Origin of the sequence: Bacillus cereus group sp. N24 (assembly GCF_016483345.1) — a bacterium.
Classification (GTDB): domain Bacteria; phylum Bacillota; class Bacilli; order Bacillales; family Bacillaceae_G; genus Bacillus_A; species Bacillus_A toyonensis.
In genome coordinates, this window is sequence record NZ_JAEHCA010000007.1 from 16714 (window position 1) to 32520 (window position 15807).

A 15807-nucleotide genomic window follows, 5' to 3' on the forward strand; every position below is an offset into this window, starting at 1 on the left:
AATTATTCAAGTGGTCTTTTTCTATATACATTTTTGTAATTGTTCCATTACATCCTCTGCTTCTTTCACGACCCGCTCCACTACGTGCTGAGCTGGCTCAATTCTTGCTAATGCTGATGCTTGTCCCGCCCAAAGTGACATATATTCTCCCTTGTTTTGCGTCGCTGCTTCTTGGCGTATTTTAGAAGTTAATACGTTTTGCACTGGATACATCGGAAGCCCTTCTTCTTTTCCTTCGTGTCTCTCTATAAATTCATTACGAATACCCCGTGCATATTTCCCGGAAAACGCACGAGTTACAATTGTACTCGTATCTGTACTTTTTAATACAGCCTCTTTATATACGTCATGTGTAATACTTTCTTCACTCGTTAAAAAAGCTGATCCCATTTGAACAGCTTCTGCCCCTAACGCAAATGCCGCAACAAGCCCTTGTCCGTTCATTACACCACCTGCTGCAACAATTGGGATATGCGGAACTGCCGCTACTAACTGCGGAATTAACGCAAACGTACCAATCATTGCATCTTGTTCTTTCCCGATAAACGTTCCTCTATGACCTCCTGCTTCGCTACCTTGCCCGGCGATAATATCTACTCCTAGCTCGGCAAGTGCTCTCGCTTCTGCTACATGAGTCGCTGTTCCGATGACTTTTATTCCTCTTCTTTTTAATTCATCTATTTCTTCTTGTTCTAACGTTTGGAATGCAAAGCTAACGACCGGTACCTTTTCTTCTACTAGCACTTGTAATTGTTCTTTATAACTTTTTGGAAGATTTACTACATCCTCTTCCTCAATACCTAACTCTCTATTCACTCCATTAAGTAAGACTTTCGCCTCATTTATCTTCTCTTTTTCTATCTGCACCTCTTTCGTTAACAGTAAATTAACACCGAAAGGCTTATTTGTTAGTTCCCTTATTTTATAAATCGCTTTACGAATTTGTTCTGGGCTCATATAGCCTGCTCCAAGCGTTCCTAATCCTCCGCTATTACTTACAGCTGCAACAAGTTCTGGCGTTGTAATGGCACCCGCCATACCTGCTTGAATGATGGGATACTTAATTTGCAATATGTCTATTACTCGACTTGTGAACATCATTTCCCCTCCTATCCCCCTTATATCTTCTTTATTTGACAAGCTTTCCCCTTCTTTTACAAGGGTTGAACTTCATATGAAGCGAATATATTGAAAGAGAAGGAGGCTGAAAACAATGATTTATCCAAATGCGTTAAAACATGGTGATACAGTAATGATTATTGCACCGTCTGGTCCACCTACAATTGAAAGTGTATTAAAAGGTGTAAATGTATTACAAGAGATGGGATTATCCGTAATAATTGGGAAGAGTATTTATGAAAAGTATGGGTATTTAGCTGGAAGTGACCAAGTTCGTCTTGATGATATACATGAAGCCTTTACAAATAATGAAGTAAAAGCAATTTTCTGTGCACGAGGTGGTTACGGAAGCGCTCGTCTTCTCCCTCACATTCAATATGAAATCATTCAACAAAATCCAAAAATTTTTTGGGGATACAGCGATATTACAGCTTTACATACTGCTTTTTCACGTTATGCAAAGCTTGTTACGTTTCATGGTCCGATGATTGAAGAAGTAGGCAAAGGTATAGATTCTCTCTCTTTATCTTCTTTCAATCAGCTCTTCCACCCGTATTCTTCTATCTTATCTGCATCAGAATGTATCGTACCTAGCTCAGCCTGTACAGCTACCGGTACATTAGTTGGAGGGAATTTAGCTGTTTTAACGAGTGTAATTGGTTCACCCTATGAAATAAGTACAGCCAATACACTTTTATTGCTTGAAGATATCGGGGAAGAACCGTACCGCATCGATCGTATGTTAAATCAACTACTTTTATCTGGAAAGTTTAATGAATGCAATGGCGTTATTTTTTCAAGTTGTCATGATTGCACCCCTTCTAAACCATCTCAATCATTGCAAACAATATTATATGAATATTTCATGCCATATGATATACCTGTCCTATTCGGTTTACCGATTGGACATATAAATCCAAATATCGGTATTCCCCTTGGAGCTACAGCAACAATAAATACAAATAATAAAACACTCTCTATTTCTTCAGGCGTAACACTCAATGTTTAAATTAAAAAGGAAAAGCGATTAAGCTTTTCCTTTTACTTATAATAATTAAAAATTCGTCCAGATGCGATATCTGCAATTTCTTCCGGAATAAATGTTTTACTTATATCAGTACCAACATTTAATACAGCTGTTGCATCCTTCTCAATGCCACCAAATAATTCCTTTCCACGTATCGTAATAAGGGGTGTACCTTCTGGCAACACATCTTTTACAAATTTCAATTGTGTAAAGAACGGAACGATCCATCTACCCTCTCCTTGGAAATGACGCAAACGAAGTGTTCCTTCCGTTGCCCCGTCTTCTGCTTCAAGTGAACCAGCAACATAAAACTCCGTTGATAAGAGCAATTCATAAAATTCCTTTTGCTTTTGTTTATCCTCACCTGCTAAAACGAGTACTTTTTCTATTTTCTTTACTGAAATTTGCTCCATATGATGCCACCCCTATTTTCAAAATGATTATACTTAGATTATACGAAATATTCTTATTTTTTTCTACATAATTCCGTAATTATTTTCTTAAAATAATTTTAAGATATCTTCAGTCGTAACGATTTTAGCAAATTCATCATGTAAGTTTACAAGTGTCATATTGTGAATGTCCTCTGCACTATACTCTGCCCCGTCCAGACCTTTCCGATTGAATGTAGCCGTCGCATCGCTCACTAAATACGTTGTAAATCCTAAATTACCTGCCATCCGTGTTGTAGTCTCCACACAATGATTTGTTGTTAATCCTACAATCACTACCGTATTACATTTTTTCTCTCTTAATTGTTCTTCTAAATTTGTCCCAATGAACGCGCTATTAACGGATTTCTGGATAATTATTTCATCTCGCAGTGGTTTCACTTCTTCTTTAAAGTTTACTGTTTCTGCTTGTTGATAAAACATCGACTGAACATTTTCTTTATTTACATGTTGAATATGAAAAACTGGTCGCTTCCTTCTTCTCCATTCTTCTAATAAACTTTTCATATTTTCTTCAGCAAAAAGATTATTTCTCTCCCCCCAGTATGGTAATTGAAACGCCTTTTGTACATCAATTATGATAAGTGCTATTTGATTAATCATCATTTTCTCCTTAATTTGGTTGTAGTTGAAATACAAAACCAAATTGCTGCGACGCAGTAATAAAACAAATATAAGCACAAAGTTCTACAATTTCTTTTTCCGTCCAATATTGTTTTAATACATGAAACATATTATCATCTATCGCCTTTCGATCATGAACAAATGTATGCGCAAAAGTAACGGCTACACTAATCTCCTCTGCCTTTTGCACATCATCAGGTCTTCCCTTTGCCATGCAATACGGACATTCATTCCCATACGCTAATGTTCTTCTCACTTGCTCCTTCAACTCTGCTGAAAGTGTTCCTTTATTGTACAGTGTATCCTCTAACGTACTCCACGAATGTAATATATCTGGATTATGGCCTAATAACTTTTGAAACTTTGTATCTCCTACATTTGATAATGAAATTCTCTCCATCATTTCCCCTCCTATTTCCTTCTATTTTATTGTAAAATAAATGAAGTTCACTTTACATTTCATATGAATCTTAATTCATATTTTTTCTTTACAAAAATTATCATTTTGCTGGAGGTATATTTACAAATGCAACTAGACCGTGTTGATCGAAAGATTTTAAATGAATTATATAATGATAGTCGCCTTTCCATGCGCGAATTAGCAAAGCGAGTAAACTTATCCGCTCCGTCTACTACAGAACGTGTTCGTAAACTTGAAAGTGAAGGAATTATTCAAAAATACACAATCGATATTGATTATAAAAAAGCAGGACTTGTTTTAGATTGTATTTTAGAAATCACTTTAAAAAATGGTGATACAACACGTATGCAACAGTTTATCCAATCTTATCCATCTGCAAGTTTTTGTTACCGAGTAACAGGAAGCTTATGCTACATTGTAAAAATTTCTGTTCCTTCACTCGTTGAACTTGAAGAATTTATCAATGATGTTTCTTCATATGCAACGACAGTTTCTCATATCGTATTATCAGAAGTATCTCTTACTCCAGACATTGAGCATATCTTCCCAGAAAATTAATTTATTTTTATCACGCTATTTGTTGGCAGTAAAACTCCCACCTCAAAATTCAGTTGCAGCCAAAAAGTTAATAGGGAGTCTGGCTACCCGTAAACGCACAATTGGTGAAGGTTAATAATCGGTGAGGATGAATAAAACTCCAACTCATTAAAGTTTCACTTTATTCACAAAAAATCTAAAAACCCCTTACAAAAAGAATAAAAATAATATATTATGTATTAAAATACATAAAGTTCGAGAAAGGGGCTTTACATTGAAAATCTGGTTTTATGAAAAAACAGCACAATTAGATGACTTGCTTGGTATTTGGGACAATGTTCCGACGATCCCTCGAATTGGTGAAAAAGTGGAGCTTTTAAAAACTGTCCGCACTGTTACAGATATTAAATATGTAAAGAACGGTAATAATTTTCGTGTAGAAATTATTACGAATTAAAAAACATCTCTCCTTTTATACAGGAGAGATGTTTTTTAATTATCTATCATGTGCTTTTTTTATAACGATTTTATCTTCTTCTACAGAAACTGTTACATAATCATTTTCTTCTAACCGAAGCTTATTTACCGCTTCATCTGGTAGTTCTACAGCCATCAATCTATCTGTTACGATCACTTGACTATACAATTCATTTTCTTGTGATGCATTCACTACCTTTTCTTCATTTATGAAGCGCACTGGTGGCACACCCACTTCTTTTACTGTACGCCATTGTTTCCAAACATAAGGAATTAACCAAAGTAACCCAACAACTGTAAGACCGATACCAATCCATAAATTACTTTGTGCTTGTAATTCAGGAATTGAGATTGCAGTATCTTCTTCTCCACCGACAAATTGCATACTTGTCGCAATTAAATTATTAAGAGCATGCACAGCAATATTCGTCCATATATTTTTCGTTTTTATGTATAAAAGGCACATAACAACACCAAACATGAAAGCACCAATAACATCAAAGTGACCTAAACCAAAAATAAGTGAAGATATAATTACAGCTTTTTTAATTCCCCATTTATAAGCCATTCGCTGTAAAAAGAATCCCCTAAAAATAATCTCTTCCATAATAGGTGCTAATACACATGCTGAAATGAAAGTAAATATCGTCATATATATGTTACTCGTATTAATAACAGTTCCATCTTCTAACATGGTAACTAAGAAATTCGGTAACGTATGTGCTAATATGTAAAATTGAATATGAGATATACCGACTGAAAAAATCATTCCCATTATCGTTGCTAATAAAATGAGTCCCCACGGTAAACGTCCTGGCTTATCAAAGAAACTTTTAAAAACAACATTATTTTTATTCGCTTTTACGTACAACCAAAATAACGGAAATACAAAAAATACAGTTATTTGTGAAATAACCTCTAACGTGCTATCAGAAACATTTGATAAACCTAATGGAATCATCGTAAGAAACAACCCTATCATCATCCATCCAAAAAAGCTACGTAGTCTTATACGTGAAAATGCATATTGCAATATTGCACACCTCCAAAGATTGTTAAAGTAAAACTTTAATCAGTTATAGGGAACCCTTCTCCTACAAATAGCAGGATAACTATATTATAATATGAATATAGTTGAAAATCTTCCTATTTTTCTCAAATGCTTTCGAGCAACGTATCTCTTAACATATATAATAACGAATTTATTGGATATACCATATCACAGTTCTTCAACTTCGTTACAACTTACATTTGCTGTACTTAAATAGCTGGAGAAGATCCGGTATTCTATCGCTAACAGCATCTCAAATTAACAATACAGAATACTAGAAATGTAAAAAACTATGTAATAAAAATCCCCGTTTTTACAAACGGGGATTTCTTTTATTATAATACGTCACGTTTTTGGAATAATGCACTTGATGCTACAAGTAATACAGCAAAATATGCAGCTAAAAGTAATAATGAAGTTGTAAACGTAAATTCTGCAAATGGTGGCTCCATTCCACCGCTTACCAATTTATTACTGTCGTAAGCTCTTAAATCTAAATGGAAGAATACTACAAACTTCGCTACACCTTTTGCAAACATCATTAGTGCAATAGTAATTGCTCCTTGCAAGAAATATAAGAACAACGTAATAATTAATGGCAATACGGATTTTCTAAATACATTTGCTAAGAAAAAGGCAAGTGTTGCAAAGAAAAATGGTGATACAAGCTGATATAACATCGTTTTTAAAACAATTCCTAACGTTAAATCTGTTTTACTACCATCCATTACAATACCACCAATAATCGTTGCAATGAACATACCAGCAAATATGATAAATAGCATCGCTAATAACACAGTAATATATTTAGAAAATAAAACTGTAAGTCGTTTTCTTGGACGAATTAACAATTGTTTAATTGTACCTTTTTGGAACTCATCAGTAAGAGTACGGGCTGCAAGTGTGATCCCAAAAATTGTAGCGAATAAAACGATTAAACCAATCTCTGAGTTTGCATAATCTAAATACGACCCCTTAAACTCATCACCTTTTCCCCACTTCATCATTGCTAAATTCCCTAAAATTTCGAGTGCCGCAATGACACCGATTAAAATATACATACCTTTTTTCGCATGTAACTTTAAAAATTCATTTTGAATTAATTTAAACATTACGCTTTCACTCCCCCAGTAATCGCTAAGAATTCATCCTCTAACGTTTTATTTTGAACGGTAACACCATATACAAGCACATCAGCATGCACAAGTTTTTTTACAAACTGTGGAATTCTCTCTTTTGTTACAGATGCCACAATTACATTCTCCTGTGCTTTACCTTTAATAATTTCATTCGCTTTCTGAACTTCATCTACTTCAAACGCTACTACTACTGTCTCATCATGTTTCGCTTGTTCATGTAAGTTGTACTCTTGTACAAACTCACCTTTTTTAATAATTACGACGCGATCACACATTAATTCAATTTCACTTAATAAGTGACTCGATACGATTACCGCGATATTCTCTTCTTTGGCTAGTCGTTGTAAATAATCACGAATTTGGCGAATACCAGCTGGATCTAATCCATTTGTCGGTTCATCTAAAATTAATATTTTCGGCTGATGAAGTAACGCCTGCGCAATTCCTAAACGTTGTTTCATACCAAGTGAGTATGTTTTTACCTTTTTATGAATTGCATGCTCTAATTCAACAAGCTTTACAATTTCAGCGATGCGCTCTTTATTAATAGGTGTAATTGCCATGTTCGCAAAATGCTTTAAGTTTTGCATACCAGTCATATAATCATATAGTTCCGGATTTTCTACAATCGCTCCAATTTGCTCTAACGCCTTTTCACGTTCCGTGCGAATGCTATGACCACAAATTGTAATATCGCCTTCCGTCATAGAAATAAGACCTGTCATCATACGAATTGTCGTCGTCTTACCACTACCGTTCGGTCCAAGGAATCCGTACACTTCCCCTTCTCGCACCTCAAATGATAAACCTCGAATAATTTCTGTTCTACCAATCTTTTTTCGAACATTTTCTAATTTTACTACTACATTTCCCAATGCCGATTCCTCCTTTAGACTTCTAGTTTTTTATCGATAATATAAGCAATTACATATATTATTAGAGCACTAACAATTACCATAAAACTTATATTAAAAATATTAAATCCATTTTCTTGAAACATCTCAATAAAAAGACTTTTACTTTCACTACGATATTCTACTCTTCGCAATCCTTGGAAAGCTGGAGCTAATTTTCCTAGCAAGGTTATCGCTAAAGTAATCGTTATATTTACTACTAGAGAAATAATAACGATCAGTATATTTTGTGCTTTTTTCTTTTTAGTGAGCAACTTAACTAGAGTAATTACTAATAAGATTTGTAACACCACAAACAAAAAATCAAACAAATCGCTCACTGCATATATTAAATTATTCATTATGCCCGCTTGCATTATCTCTTTTGCCTCTACATATACAGAAGTCGTAGGAAAAGCTAATACATAACTTACGTAGAAAAGAACTCCACATATCCCATACCATATAGTCATTGTAATATATGAGAAAATAAGCATAGAAAACACATATTGTTTCCCAGATATTGCTGTAAGCCGTAACATTGGATTGGTTAGTAAGCGAGAATATGACTTCATTGTTTGCAAAAACATATAAATTACATAAAAAAGAAAGATAACCATAATAATCCCAAATATGCCCTCTTGTCTATTGATGGCCGCATCACTCTTTCTTACAATCATTTGCGAAAATAAAACCGCTTCAATTAGCACAAAGAGTAAAAAAGTAACAATGTATCTTTTCTTATTTACATTCCACAAATAGGAAAATATTGACTTCACTTACTAAACACCTCCTTAAACAGTTCATGAATTGCTTTTCCTCTCTGAAAACGAAGTTCTTCTACATTTTCATATAGAACAATTTCCCCATCTTTTAAAAAGATCACTTCATCAAAAATATTTTCAATTTCATTTATTAAGTGAGTTGAAATTAATATAGTACAATCTTCTCTATAAAACTGTAAAATTAAATCCAATACATGTCCTCTAGAAAGAGGATCTATCCCGCCCAGTGGCTCATCCAGTACGTATAGCTTCGCTTTTCGAGAAAATGTTAAAATAATTTGCAGCTTCTCAACCATTCCTTTCGATAAAGCTGTAATTCTTTCTTCTAACGGTATTTTGAATTCCACAATCGTATCTACTGCTTTTTGAATATCGAAGTCTTTATAAAAATCTCGATAGAAAAATAAAGCATCTTTTACAGTCATCCAATCATCAAAGACTGGCTTATCGGACATAAATGAAACGATTTTTTTCGTCTCTAATCCTACCTTTTTATCATCTATTGTAATGCTACCTTCAGAAGGGTGCTGCAAACCTGCAATCATTTTTAATAACGTCGTTTTCCCGCTCCCGTTATCTCCAACAAGCCCTATAATTTTCCCTTCCGTAATCTCTATGTTCAATTCACGAATCACTGCTTTTAATCCGTATCTCTTCCATAAGTTTTCTATTTTTAATAGTTCTGTCATTTGCTCTCCTCCCTCTTCTCATGTAAGGAAGAACGAAGAATTGAAAGGATTTCGTCTTCTGAAAACCCTAAGTTATCCATTCCATCTATAAAAGAATGAAGTAATTCCTTCGCCATATCTTTGCGCAGCTCCATAATTTTCTCCCCTTCATTCGTTACATATCGTCCCATTCCTCTACGCGTTACAACAACACCATCCCGTTCCAATTCTTGAAATGTTCGTTGAATTGTATTTGGATTTACTTGTAATTCACTCGCTAATTCACGTACAGAGGGAATTTTATCACCAGGCGATAAATGCCCAACTACAATTTCTTTTTTTATGTATTCCATTACCTGAATGTAAATGGGTGTATTTGGAGAAAATTCTATTTTCATTTCTTCCCTCCTTCTGTCTTAGTGTACTAGTTAAATAGTACACTAAGACAGAGTATATGTAAATACTTACAAATAAAATGTAATAAAAAGGCAGTGCAACTTTCGTTACACTGCCTCCTTGCAATCAAAACTAGTACAGTAAACAATATGATAGTTTTACTAGTTTGAATCCGTATATAATTTTATACAAAAATTACTTTCCTTTTACTTGCGCTAGTACAGATTTAAACGTATTAATAACTGTATCTACCTCTTCATAACTAATTGTAAGAGATGGTTCGATACGAATTGTTTTTGAGTTAATTAACGTTCCAGCAACGAGAATACCTTGATCAAACATTGCCTTTGACACTTCGTAACCAATCTCGTCTTTATGGAATTCAATACCAATCATTAAACCTTGACCACGAATTTCAAAGATTTTATCCTCGTGTCCTTCTGCTGCTTGTTTCAATCCATTTAAGAAATATGCCCCAACTTCAGCAGCACGTTCTGGTAATTTCTCTTCCAATAATACATGGATTGTTGCAATTGCAGCCGCACATGCCAGCGGATTCCCTCCAAATGTTGTTGTATGCATAAATGGATTTTCAAACCAACTTTGGAATACTTTCTCTTTCGCAACGATAGCTCCTGCTGGCATGACGCCTCCACCAAATGCCTTCGCCAGACAAATAATATCCGGCACAACATCATATAATTCCGCTGCAAACATTTTCCCTGTACGTCCCATTCCAGTTTGTACTTCATCGAAAATAAGGAGTGATCCAAACTCATCACAAAGCTCTCGTACTTGTTTCAAATAATTTTCTGGAGGTAAAATAATACCGCCCTCTCCTTGAATTGGTTCTAAAATAACTGCTGCAACATCTTCTCCCACTAATGCGCATGTCTCAAATGTTTTTCTCATCATATCAATATCGCCAAATGGGACATGACGGAAACCCGGAATTAATGGTAAAAATGGCTTGCGGAACATTCCTTTTGCCGTCCCAGATAAAGCACCAAGGCTCTTACCATGGAAAGCACGAGTTGTAGAAATGAAAGTTGTTCGTTCACTATACATTTTTGCTAGTTTTAATGCTGCCTCTACACTTTCAGTTCCACTATTTGTGAAGAAGGCATATTTCAAATCACCAGGTGTAATATCCGCTAAAATCTTTGCAAGAATCGCTCGAAGTGGATCTAGTAAATCTTGACTGTGTAATGCTTGACGCTTTAGTTGATCTGTCACAGCTTTTACTACTTTCGGATTACGGTGACCAACATTGTAAATTCCGAATCCACCTAAACAGTCAATATATTTTTTACCATTAATATCCATAAAACAAGATCCTTCATCAGACCATTCTACTGCCGCAAATTGTCCATCCTTTGTTACTGTTTTTCTATATGCTAGAAAACCAGGATTCACATGCTCTCTAAATCCATCTACTGTTTCTTTTTGAATCCAGTTTGCTTCTTCTTCAGAAACTTTTTCTTTTTCAATTAACTGTAGTACTTTCGTAATATACTCATTTACATTTGAACCTTTTACATCTTGTTCATTCAATTTATTTTCCACGTTCGTTCCCATTTATTTCACTCCTATATTCTTTTTATTTGCAAACCAACCAATAGGTTCTACTTCTAGATTTATATTAATCTGCTTAATTTCTTGAAATTCCTCTAAACCAAACGTTCCTAGACTACGACCTATACCACTTTGCTTATATCCACCCCAAGGTGCCTCATTGTATGTTGGATGATAGCTGTTAATCCACGTAATTCCTGCGCGAAGCTTGCGAATTACACGCATTGCTTTCGCACCATCAACTGTAAATACCCCTCCAGCTAAGCCATAATCTGTACCATTTGCTAACTCAATTGCTTCTTGTTCATTTTTAAACTTTTGAATTACTACAACAGGACCGAAAATTTCTTCCTGTACAATGCGCATATCGGGTTTTACATTGACAAAGACCGTTGGTTCAATAAAGAAACCCTCACCTTTTCCATCTGTCAGTATTCGCTTACCTCCACAAGCAATGTCTGCGCCTTCGTCTTTCCCAATTTCAATGTAGCGTAATACTTTTTCCATATGTTCTTGACTTACAAGTGGTCCCATTTCTGATTCAGGATTATCACCAGGCCCAACGTTAATTTGCTGCGCTCGCTCCACAAAACTATTAATAAATTTATCGTAAACGCTTTCTTCAACAAGGATTCTCGATCCTGCTGAACATACTTGTCCGCTACCTGCATAAATACCAAATAGTGCATAATCAATAGCTGTTTCAAAATCTGCATCTGCAAAAATAATATTCGGTGATTTGCCTCCAAGTTCTAGCGAAATCTTTTTCATATTATCAGCTGCCGTTCTCATAATGTGCTTACCTGTTTTTGTTCCACCTGTAAAGGAAATCATATCCACCTTACTACTCGCTGCAATTTCATTTCCTACTATTGGGCCGGCCCCCATTACCATATTAGCAACACCTTTTGGTAGCCCTACTTTTTCAAGGATTTCAAATAGCTTTGTCGCAGTAATTGGTGTCACTTCAGAAGGTTTAAACACAATTGTATTTCCAGCTGCTAAAGCAGGTGCAATTTTCCATACACTCATCAATAGCGGATAATTCCATGGAACAATTAATCCACAAACACCAACTGGCTCTCTTACAACCATTGCTTGCATTGGATCGGCTACATGATATGTTTGCCCATCTGGCTTTGTAATCAATCCAGCATAATAGCGAAAACAAGCCGCTGCATCTCCAATATCTCCTTCTGCCTCACGGTATGTTTTTCCATTATCCATTGTTTCAAGATACACTAACTCTTCCATATTTTTATCAATTTCATCTGCTATTTTAAATAAATATGACGCCCTTTCAGCAGTGGATGTTTCTGACCAAATTCCACTATCGAAAGTCGCTCTTGCCACTTCGATCGCGTATTTTGTATCCTCAATTGTTCCCTCAGGTGCATATGCTATACCCTTGCCATTCGCAGGGTTAATTATTGTTCTTTTTTCTTGATTACTAGACTCTCTCCATTCACCGTTTACATACATTTTTAAATCTAGCACTATATTGAATCCTCCTTTATTGATCGTTTATATATTTATAAGCAAGTTTCATGCCAACATTTAAAACACAAAGGAATCCTATAAAAACTAACTATATTCTTACGTGTAATAAAAAAGAAATATGCGTTGTTGCATACACTATTCCATTTTGCATAAAACAAAACGTATATCAGTACCATTACCATCTTTCATTTTGCTGAAATGTGAGATGATAGTACTTGCCACCCACGAATAGTGGAAAACTCGCTAAACTAACAAAAAAGGAGAGGTCTATGTGACCTTCTCCTTTTTTAGGAATACGAGATTATATCAGTTGGCATTCCTTTTTCACTGACAATCCTTTGATATTTTCGACTCACTGAAGATTGGCTAATGCCAAGAGCTTTTGCTGCCTTAGTCGTTGTTTTATACTGCTTCATTGCAAGTAAAATCAATTGTTCTTCTACAGAATGTAGTGCTTCTTGTAACGGTAATACTCTCGTAATAACTGGTTTTGATTTTTTAAAGTCATAACCGGGGGTTAAAAACTTACTAACAAACTCAGCTTCAATTATTGGATCGTCTGCTGATACTACTAAACGTTCAATCATATTTTGTAATTCACGTACATTTCCTGGCCATGAATAAAACTCTAGTAAGTTAAGTGCATCCGGAGTTAAATGATAGTTTTTATTATATTTTTCATTTAACTGTTGTAAAAAATGAAAAGCGAGTACTGGGACATCTTCCATTCGTTCTCGTAGAGGAGGCACTTGCAATGGAATTACATTTAAGCGATAAAATAAATCTTCACGGAACGTTCCTGCCTCTACCATCTTTTCCAGACTTTTATTTGTAGCGGCAATAATTTGTACATTTATTTTCGTAGGTATTGTACTTCCAATAGGAATTACTTCTTGTTCCTGCAGGACCCTAAGCAATTTCACCTGCAAATGTAGAGGCATTTCTCCAATTTCATCTAAAAATAAAATACCTTGATCAGCTCGCTTAAAATATCCTTCTTTTCCATTTTTATCTGCTCCTGTAAAAGCACCTTTCGTATAACCAAATAGTTCACTTTCTAACAAAGTTTCTGGAATTGCACCACAATTTAATTTTAAAAATGGCTTTGCAGATCGCTTTCCAAGTTGATGAATTGCTTGAGCAATTACTTCCTTCCCGACGCCCGATTCTCCGGAAATAAGAACATTGGAAGAGAAATCTGCTATTTTTTTAGCTTGGTTTATAATTTGCTCCATTTTCGGACTACAGTAAATAAGTTTCTTAAGAAAACGATCTTTATTTTTAAAATCATCTAATTCCTTCTTATATTGCTCTGATATTCTCTTTATTTCATGTAATTCCGTCTTTAATCTCGTAGCTTCTGTAATATCTCTTGAAGCAATAATAATACGATGAAGCTCTCCGTTTTCATCAAATACAGGATTTCCAACTGCCAATATTTTTCTTCCACTTTTTGTTTCTTGTACAACTGATACCTTTTTTTGTTGCTCCAATACTAATCGCGTAACAGATGGACTAAATAACCCTTTCTGTTCTAAGTCTAAAAGGTTTTTACCTAAAAGATCCTTCAAATTACTCCCCCAAAAATCATTAATAACGGTTTCACTGTAACGAATTAATTCCCCTTTATGATTAACAACTAATATTTCATCATAAATACTAGACAAAATTGCATGCAAATCTTTGTTTAAATCCTTTATATATTCAATTTCCATTGCCATGTCCTCAACCATCGGCAAATCTTGTACGATAATAACCATTCCTTCAATATTTCCATCAAAGTTTGGAATGGGACTGTAGTCAACTAATACACCCATCTCATTTGTGATTTGTAATTGATTCAAAATTGTCTTTCCCGTTGCAAATACGTTATTAATATGTCCTTCGTTAAAAATTTGTTCTGCTGGTACATTCATTACTCTTTCAGGTGTAGATTTAATCATCTTCAAACCAGATTCATTGCAATTTACAATTTTCTTTTCACGATCCACTACAAAAATCCCCATTGGAATAGACGTTAAAATAATTTTTAATATATCAACACTCTGATTTTCTTGTTTAAATAGTTCTGCAAAAACATCTTCTCTTCTTATATATCCTATTAACTCATCCATTTCATTTTTCACTATCGCAATCGGCGCTCCAATAATTTGAAACAGAGCTGTTAAAGAAATATTTTTACTAAGATAACATATTGTATCTAGCGAAACTGCATTTGCAAGCAATGCCCTGGAATGTAAGTCCTTACTGTTTGATAGCAGATCCTTGACATGAACGTATGCAAATAATTTCTCTCCCTTTTTTAAAAATAGAAAAGGTTCTTTTATATTTTCAACGTCTATATTCCATTCCTTTTCGGATTGATCGATAGGTAGAGAAACAATAGGTCTAATTTTATTACGAGCAATGGAAAACATTCTGCTATTCCTCCTTTGGGCTACTTAATTTGTATTGTATCATTAAATGCGTATTTTTTTAATTAATCTGAAAATAAAACATTCTTTCCTTTACTTAATAAAAAAAGGAAGATGAGCACCTCCATCTTCCTCATTGTTCTATCATTAATCATTAATCACTACCACTAACGAAAAGGTCTTCTTGAATATAAGCTAATACCATACCTGGAATTACTTTATCTCCTGCCTCTACTTCTAAAGAGTGAACTTCTCCGCTACATCCCATCTTAATTACTTCCAGTTTACCATTCATATCTTTAATCGAAAATAATGGCTCCCATTCATAAACTCGAGAATCCTTAACAATAGAAACTTTTTCAATTGTTCCATAGCATGGACTCGTAATAATATCATAGTACATAATCAATCATCCCCTTCTTTTATTCTATTAATATTGCTCTTCTAACCTTTGTGACTGAAGAATCATATAAAAAAAGCTCTGAAACTCTTCTATGTCTTCAATCTCAATTCCTAACTTCGGTGCCCAATATTGTTCCTCTACAATATCTTCTTGACTTAATAAAATCATTCTCCCATTTTGAATAGAGGTAACCATTGCTTTTCCAAGAAACTGTTGTGAATACGTAACAGCTATATCGTAACGATGACTTTTCGACAAAACACAATAATAACCGATTGGTTGTCTCTCCACTTCTTCTAATAAAATATCCAGTTTCATTTGAGCCC

Annotated in this window: 17 protein-coding genes and 1 pseudogene; 3 read left to right on the forward strand and 15 right to left on the reverse strand. The window is 34.7% G+C overall.

Annotated elements, in window-relative coordinates; translation table 11 throughout:
* Positions 1–2: 2 nt before the first annotated feature.
* Positions 3–1098: pseudogene (locus tag JDS95_RS12650) on the reverse strand (NAD(P)H-dependent flavin oxidoreductase).
* A gap of 115 nt (positions 1099–1213) precedes the next feature.
* Between JDS95_RS12650 and JDS95_RS12655 the strand changes: the two are divergent.
* Positions 1214–2128 (forward strand): S66 peptidase family protein, encoded by a 915-nt coding sequence (locus tag JDS95_RS12655; RefSeq protein WP_199690531.1) that lies wholly within the window; start codon positions 1214–1216, stop codon positions 2126–2128.
* A 32-nt stretch (positions 2129–2160) separates the two neighbouring features.
* On the opposite strand, the gene JDS95_RS12660 is transcribed toward JDS95_RS12655, so the two are convergent.
* The 3 genes from JDS95_RS12660 to JDS95_RS12670 all read right to left on the reverse strand — a co-directional run bounded on the left by JDS95_RS12660 (position 2161) and on the right by JDS95_RS12670 (position 3622).
* On the reverse strand, positions 2161–2559 hold the full coding sequence (locus JDS95_RS12660; RefSeq protein WP_000435260.1) for an SseB family protein: 399 nt from the start codon (positions 2557–2559) through the stop codon (positions 2161–2163).
* Positions 2560–2646: 87 nt separating this feature from the next.
* Positions 2647–3201 carry a cysteine hydrolase family protein gene (locus JDS95_RS12665; RefSeq protein WP_000609833.1) on the reverse strand — a complete coding sequence of 185 codons (555 nt, stop codon included), beginning with the start codon at positions 3199–3201 and terminating at the stop codon, positions 2647–2649.
* Positions 3202–3211: 10 nt separating this feature from the next.
* Complete coding sequence (locus tag JDS95_RS12670) at positions 3212–3622, reverse strand: carboxymuconolactone decarboxylase family protein (RefSeq protein ID WP_000439731.1); 411 nt, start codon at positions 3620–3622, stop codon at positions 3212–3214.
* A 126-nt stretch (positions 3623–3748) separates the two neighbouring features.
* On the opposite strand from JDS95_RS12670, the gene JDS95_RS12675 reads away from it, so the two are divergent.
* Complete coding sequence (locus tag JDS95_RS12675) at positions 3749–4201, forward strand: Lrp/AsnC family transcriptional regulator (protein ID WP_001175506.1); 453 nt, start codon at positions 3749–3751, stop codon at positions 4199–4201.
* Between the two features lie 253 nt (positions 4202–4454).
* Positions 4455–4637 (forward strand): DUF3913 family protein, encoded by a 183-nt coding sequence (locus tag JDS95_RS12680; RefSeq protein WP_000707110.1) that lies wholly within the window; start codon positions 4455–4457, stop codon positions 4635–4637.
* A gap of 39 nt (positions 4638–4676) precedes the next feature.
* Here the strand turns inward: JDS95_RS12680 and JDS95_RS12685 are convergent, their stop codons facing one another.
* The 11 genes from JDS95_RS12685 to JDS95_RS12735 all read right to left on the reverse strand — a co-directional run bounded on the left by JDS95_RS12685 (position 4677) and on the right by JDS95_RS12735 (position 15799).
* On the reverse strand, positions 4677–5690 hold the full coding sequence (locus tag JDS95_RS12685; RefSeq protein ID WP_001198833.1) for a CPBP family intramembrane glutamic endopeptidase: 1014 nt from the start codon (positions 5688–5690) through the stop codon (positions 4677–4679).
* Between the two features lie 353 nt (positions 5691–6043).
* On the reverse strand, positions 6044–6820 hold the full coding sequence (locus JDS95_RS12690) for an ABC transporter permease (protein ID WP_000475420.1): 777 nt from the start codon (positions 6818–6820) through the stop codon (positions 6044–6046).
* Positions 6820–7722, reverse strand: coding sequence for an ABC transporter ATP-binding protein (locus JDS95_RS12695; RefSeq protein WP_000528807.1), 903 nt, complete (start codon positions 7720–7722; stop codon positions 6820–6822). The genes JDS95_RS12690 and JDS95_RS12695 overlap by 1 nt, the downstream gene beginning before the upstream one ends.
* 14 nt (positions 7723–7736) lie before the next feature.
* Complete coding sequence (locus JDS95_RS12700; RefSeq protein ID WP_144466994.1) at positions 7737–8519, reverse strand: ABC transporter permease; 783 nt, start codon at positions 8517–8519, stop codon at positions 7737–7739.
* Positions 8516–9214, reverse strand: a complete 699-nt coding sequence (locus tag JDS95_RS12705) for an ABC transporter ATP-binding protein (RefSeq protein WP_199690532.1) — start codon at positions 9212–9214, stop codon at positions 8516–8518. The genes JDS95_RS12700 and JDS95_RS12705 overlap by 4 nt, the downstream gene beginning before the upstream one ends.
* On the reverse strand, positions 9211–9591 hold the full coding sequence (locus JDS95_RS12710) for a GntR family transcriptional regulator (RefSeq protein WP_000687521.1): 381 nt from the start codon (positions 9589–9591) through the stop codon (positions 9211–9213). Before JDS95_RS12710 ends, JDS95_RS12705 begins: the two co-directional genes overlap by 4 nt.
* A 193-nt stretch (positions 9592–9784) precedes the next feature.
* Positions 9785–11167 (reverse strand): putrescine aminotransferase, encoded by a 1383-nt coding sequence (locus JDS95_RS12715; protein ID WP_000537092.1) that lies wholly within the window; start codon positions 11165–11167, stop codon positions 9785–9787.
* Positions 11168–12661 (reverse strand): aldehyde dehydrogenase family protein, encoded by a 1494-nt coding sequence (locus JDS95_RS12720; protein ID WP_000886180.1) that lies wholly within the window; start codon positions 12659–12661, stop codon positions 11168–11170.
* A gap of 290 nt (positions 12662–12951) precedes the next feature.
* Positions 12952–15081 carry a sigma 54-interacting transcriptional regulator gene (locus tag JDS95_RS12725; RefSeq protein ID WP_085449999.1) on the reverse strand — a complete coding sequence of 710 codons (2130 nt, stop codon included), beginning with the start codon at positions 15079–15081 and terminating at the stop codon, positions 12952–12954.
* Between the two features lie 151 nt (positions 15082–15232).
* Complete coding sequence (locus tag JDS95_RS12730) at positions 15233–15481, reverse strand: biotin/lipoyl attachment domain-containing protein (RefSeq protein WP_000291046.1); 249 nt, start codon at positions 15479–15481, stop codon at positions 15233–15235.
* A 27-nt stretch (positions 15482–15508) separates the two neighbouring features.
* Positions 15509–15799, reverse strand: coding sequence for an SAV0927 family protein (locus tag JDS95_RS12735; RefSeq protein ID WP_000762557.1), 291 nt, complete (start codon positions 15797–15799; stop codon positions 15509–15511).
* Between the last annotated feature and the right edge of the window lie 8 nt (positions 15800–15807).

Coding starts and splice junctions, on each gene's coding strand:
- JDS95_RS12655 (WP_199690531.1), top strand. CDS start 1,214: ATGATTTATCCAAATGCGTTAAAACATGGTGATACAGTAATGATTATT.
- JDS95_RS12660 (WP_000435260.1), bottom strand. CDS start 2,559: ATGGAGCAAATTTCAGTAAAGAAAATAGAAAAAGTACTCGTTTTAGCA.
- JDS95_RS12665 (WP_000609833.1), bottom strand. CDS start 3,201: ATGATTAATCAAATAGCACTTATCATAATTGATGTACAAAAGGCGTTT.
- JDS95_RS12670 (WP_000439731.1), bottom strand. CDS start 3,622: ATGGAGAGAATTTCATTATCAAATGTAGGAGATACAAAGTTTCAAAAG.
- JDS95_RS12675 (WP_001175506.1), top strand. CDS start 3,749: ATGCAACTAGACCGTGTTGATCGAAAGATTTTAAATGAATTATATAAT.
- JDS95_RS12690 (WP_000475420.1), bottom strand. CDS start 6,820: ATGTTTAAATTAATTCAAAATGAATTTTTAAAGTTACATGCGAAAAAA.
- JDS95_RS12705 (WP_199690532.1), bottom strand. CDS start 9,214: ATGACAGAACTATTAAAAATAGAAAACTTATGGAAGAGATACGGATTA.
- JDS95_RS12710 (WP_000687521.1), bottom strand. CDS start 9,591: ATGAAAATAGAATTTTCTCCAAATACACCCATTTACATTCAGGTAATG.
- JDS95_RS12715 (WP_000537092.1), bottom strand. CDS start 11,167: ATGGGAACGAACGTGGAAAATAAATTGAATGAACAAGATGTAAAAGGT.
- JDS95_RS12725 (WP_085449999.1), bottom strand. CDS start 15,081: ATGTTTTCCATTGCTCGTAATAAAATTAGACCTATTGTTTCTCTACCT.
- JDS95_RS12730 (WP_000291046.1), bottom strand. CDS start 15,481: ATGTACTATGATATTATTACGAGTCCATGCTATGGAACAATTGAAAAA.
- JDS95_RS12735 (WP_000762557.1), bottom strand. CDS start 15,799: ATGAAACTGGATATTTTATTAGAAGAAGTGGAGAGACAACCAATCGGT.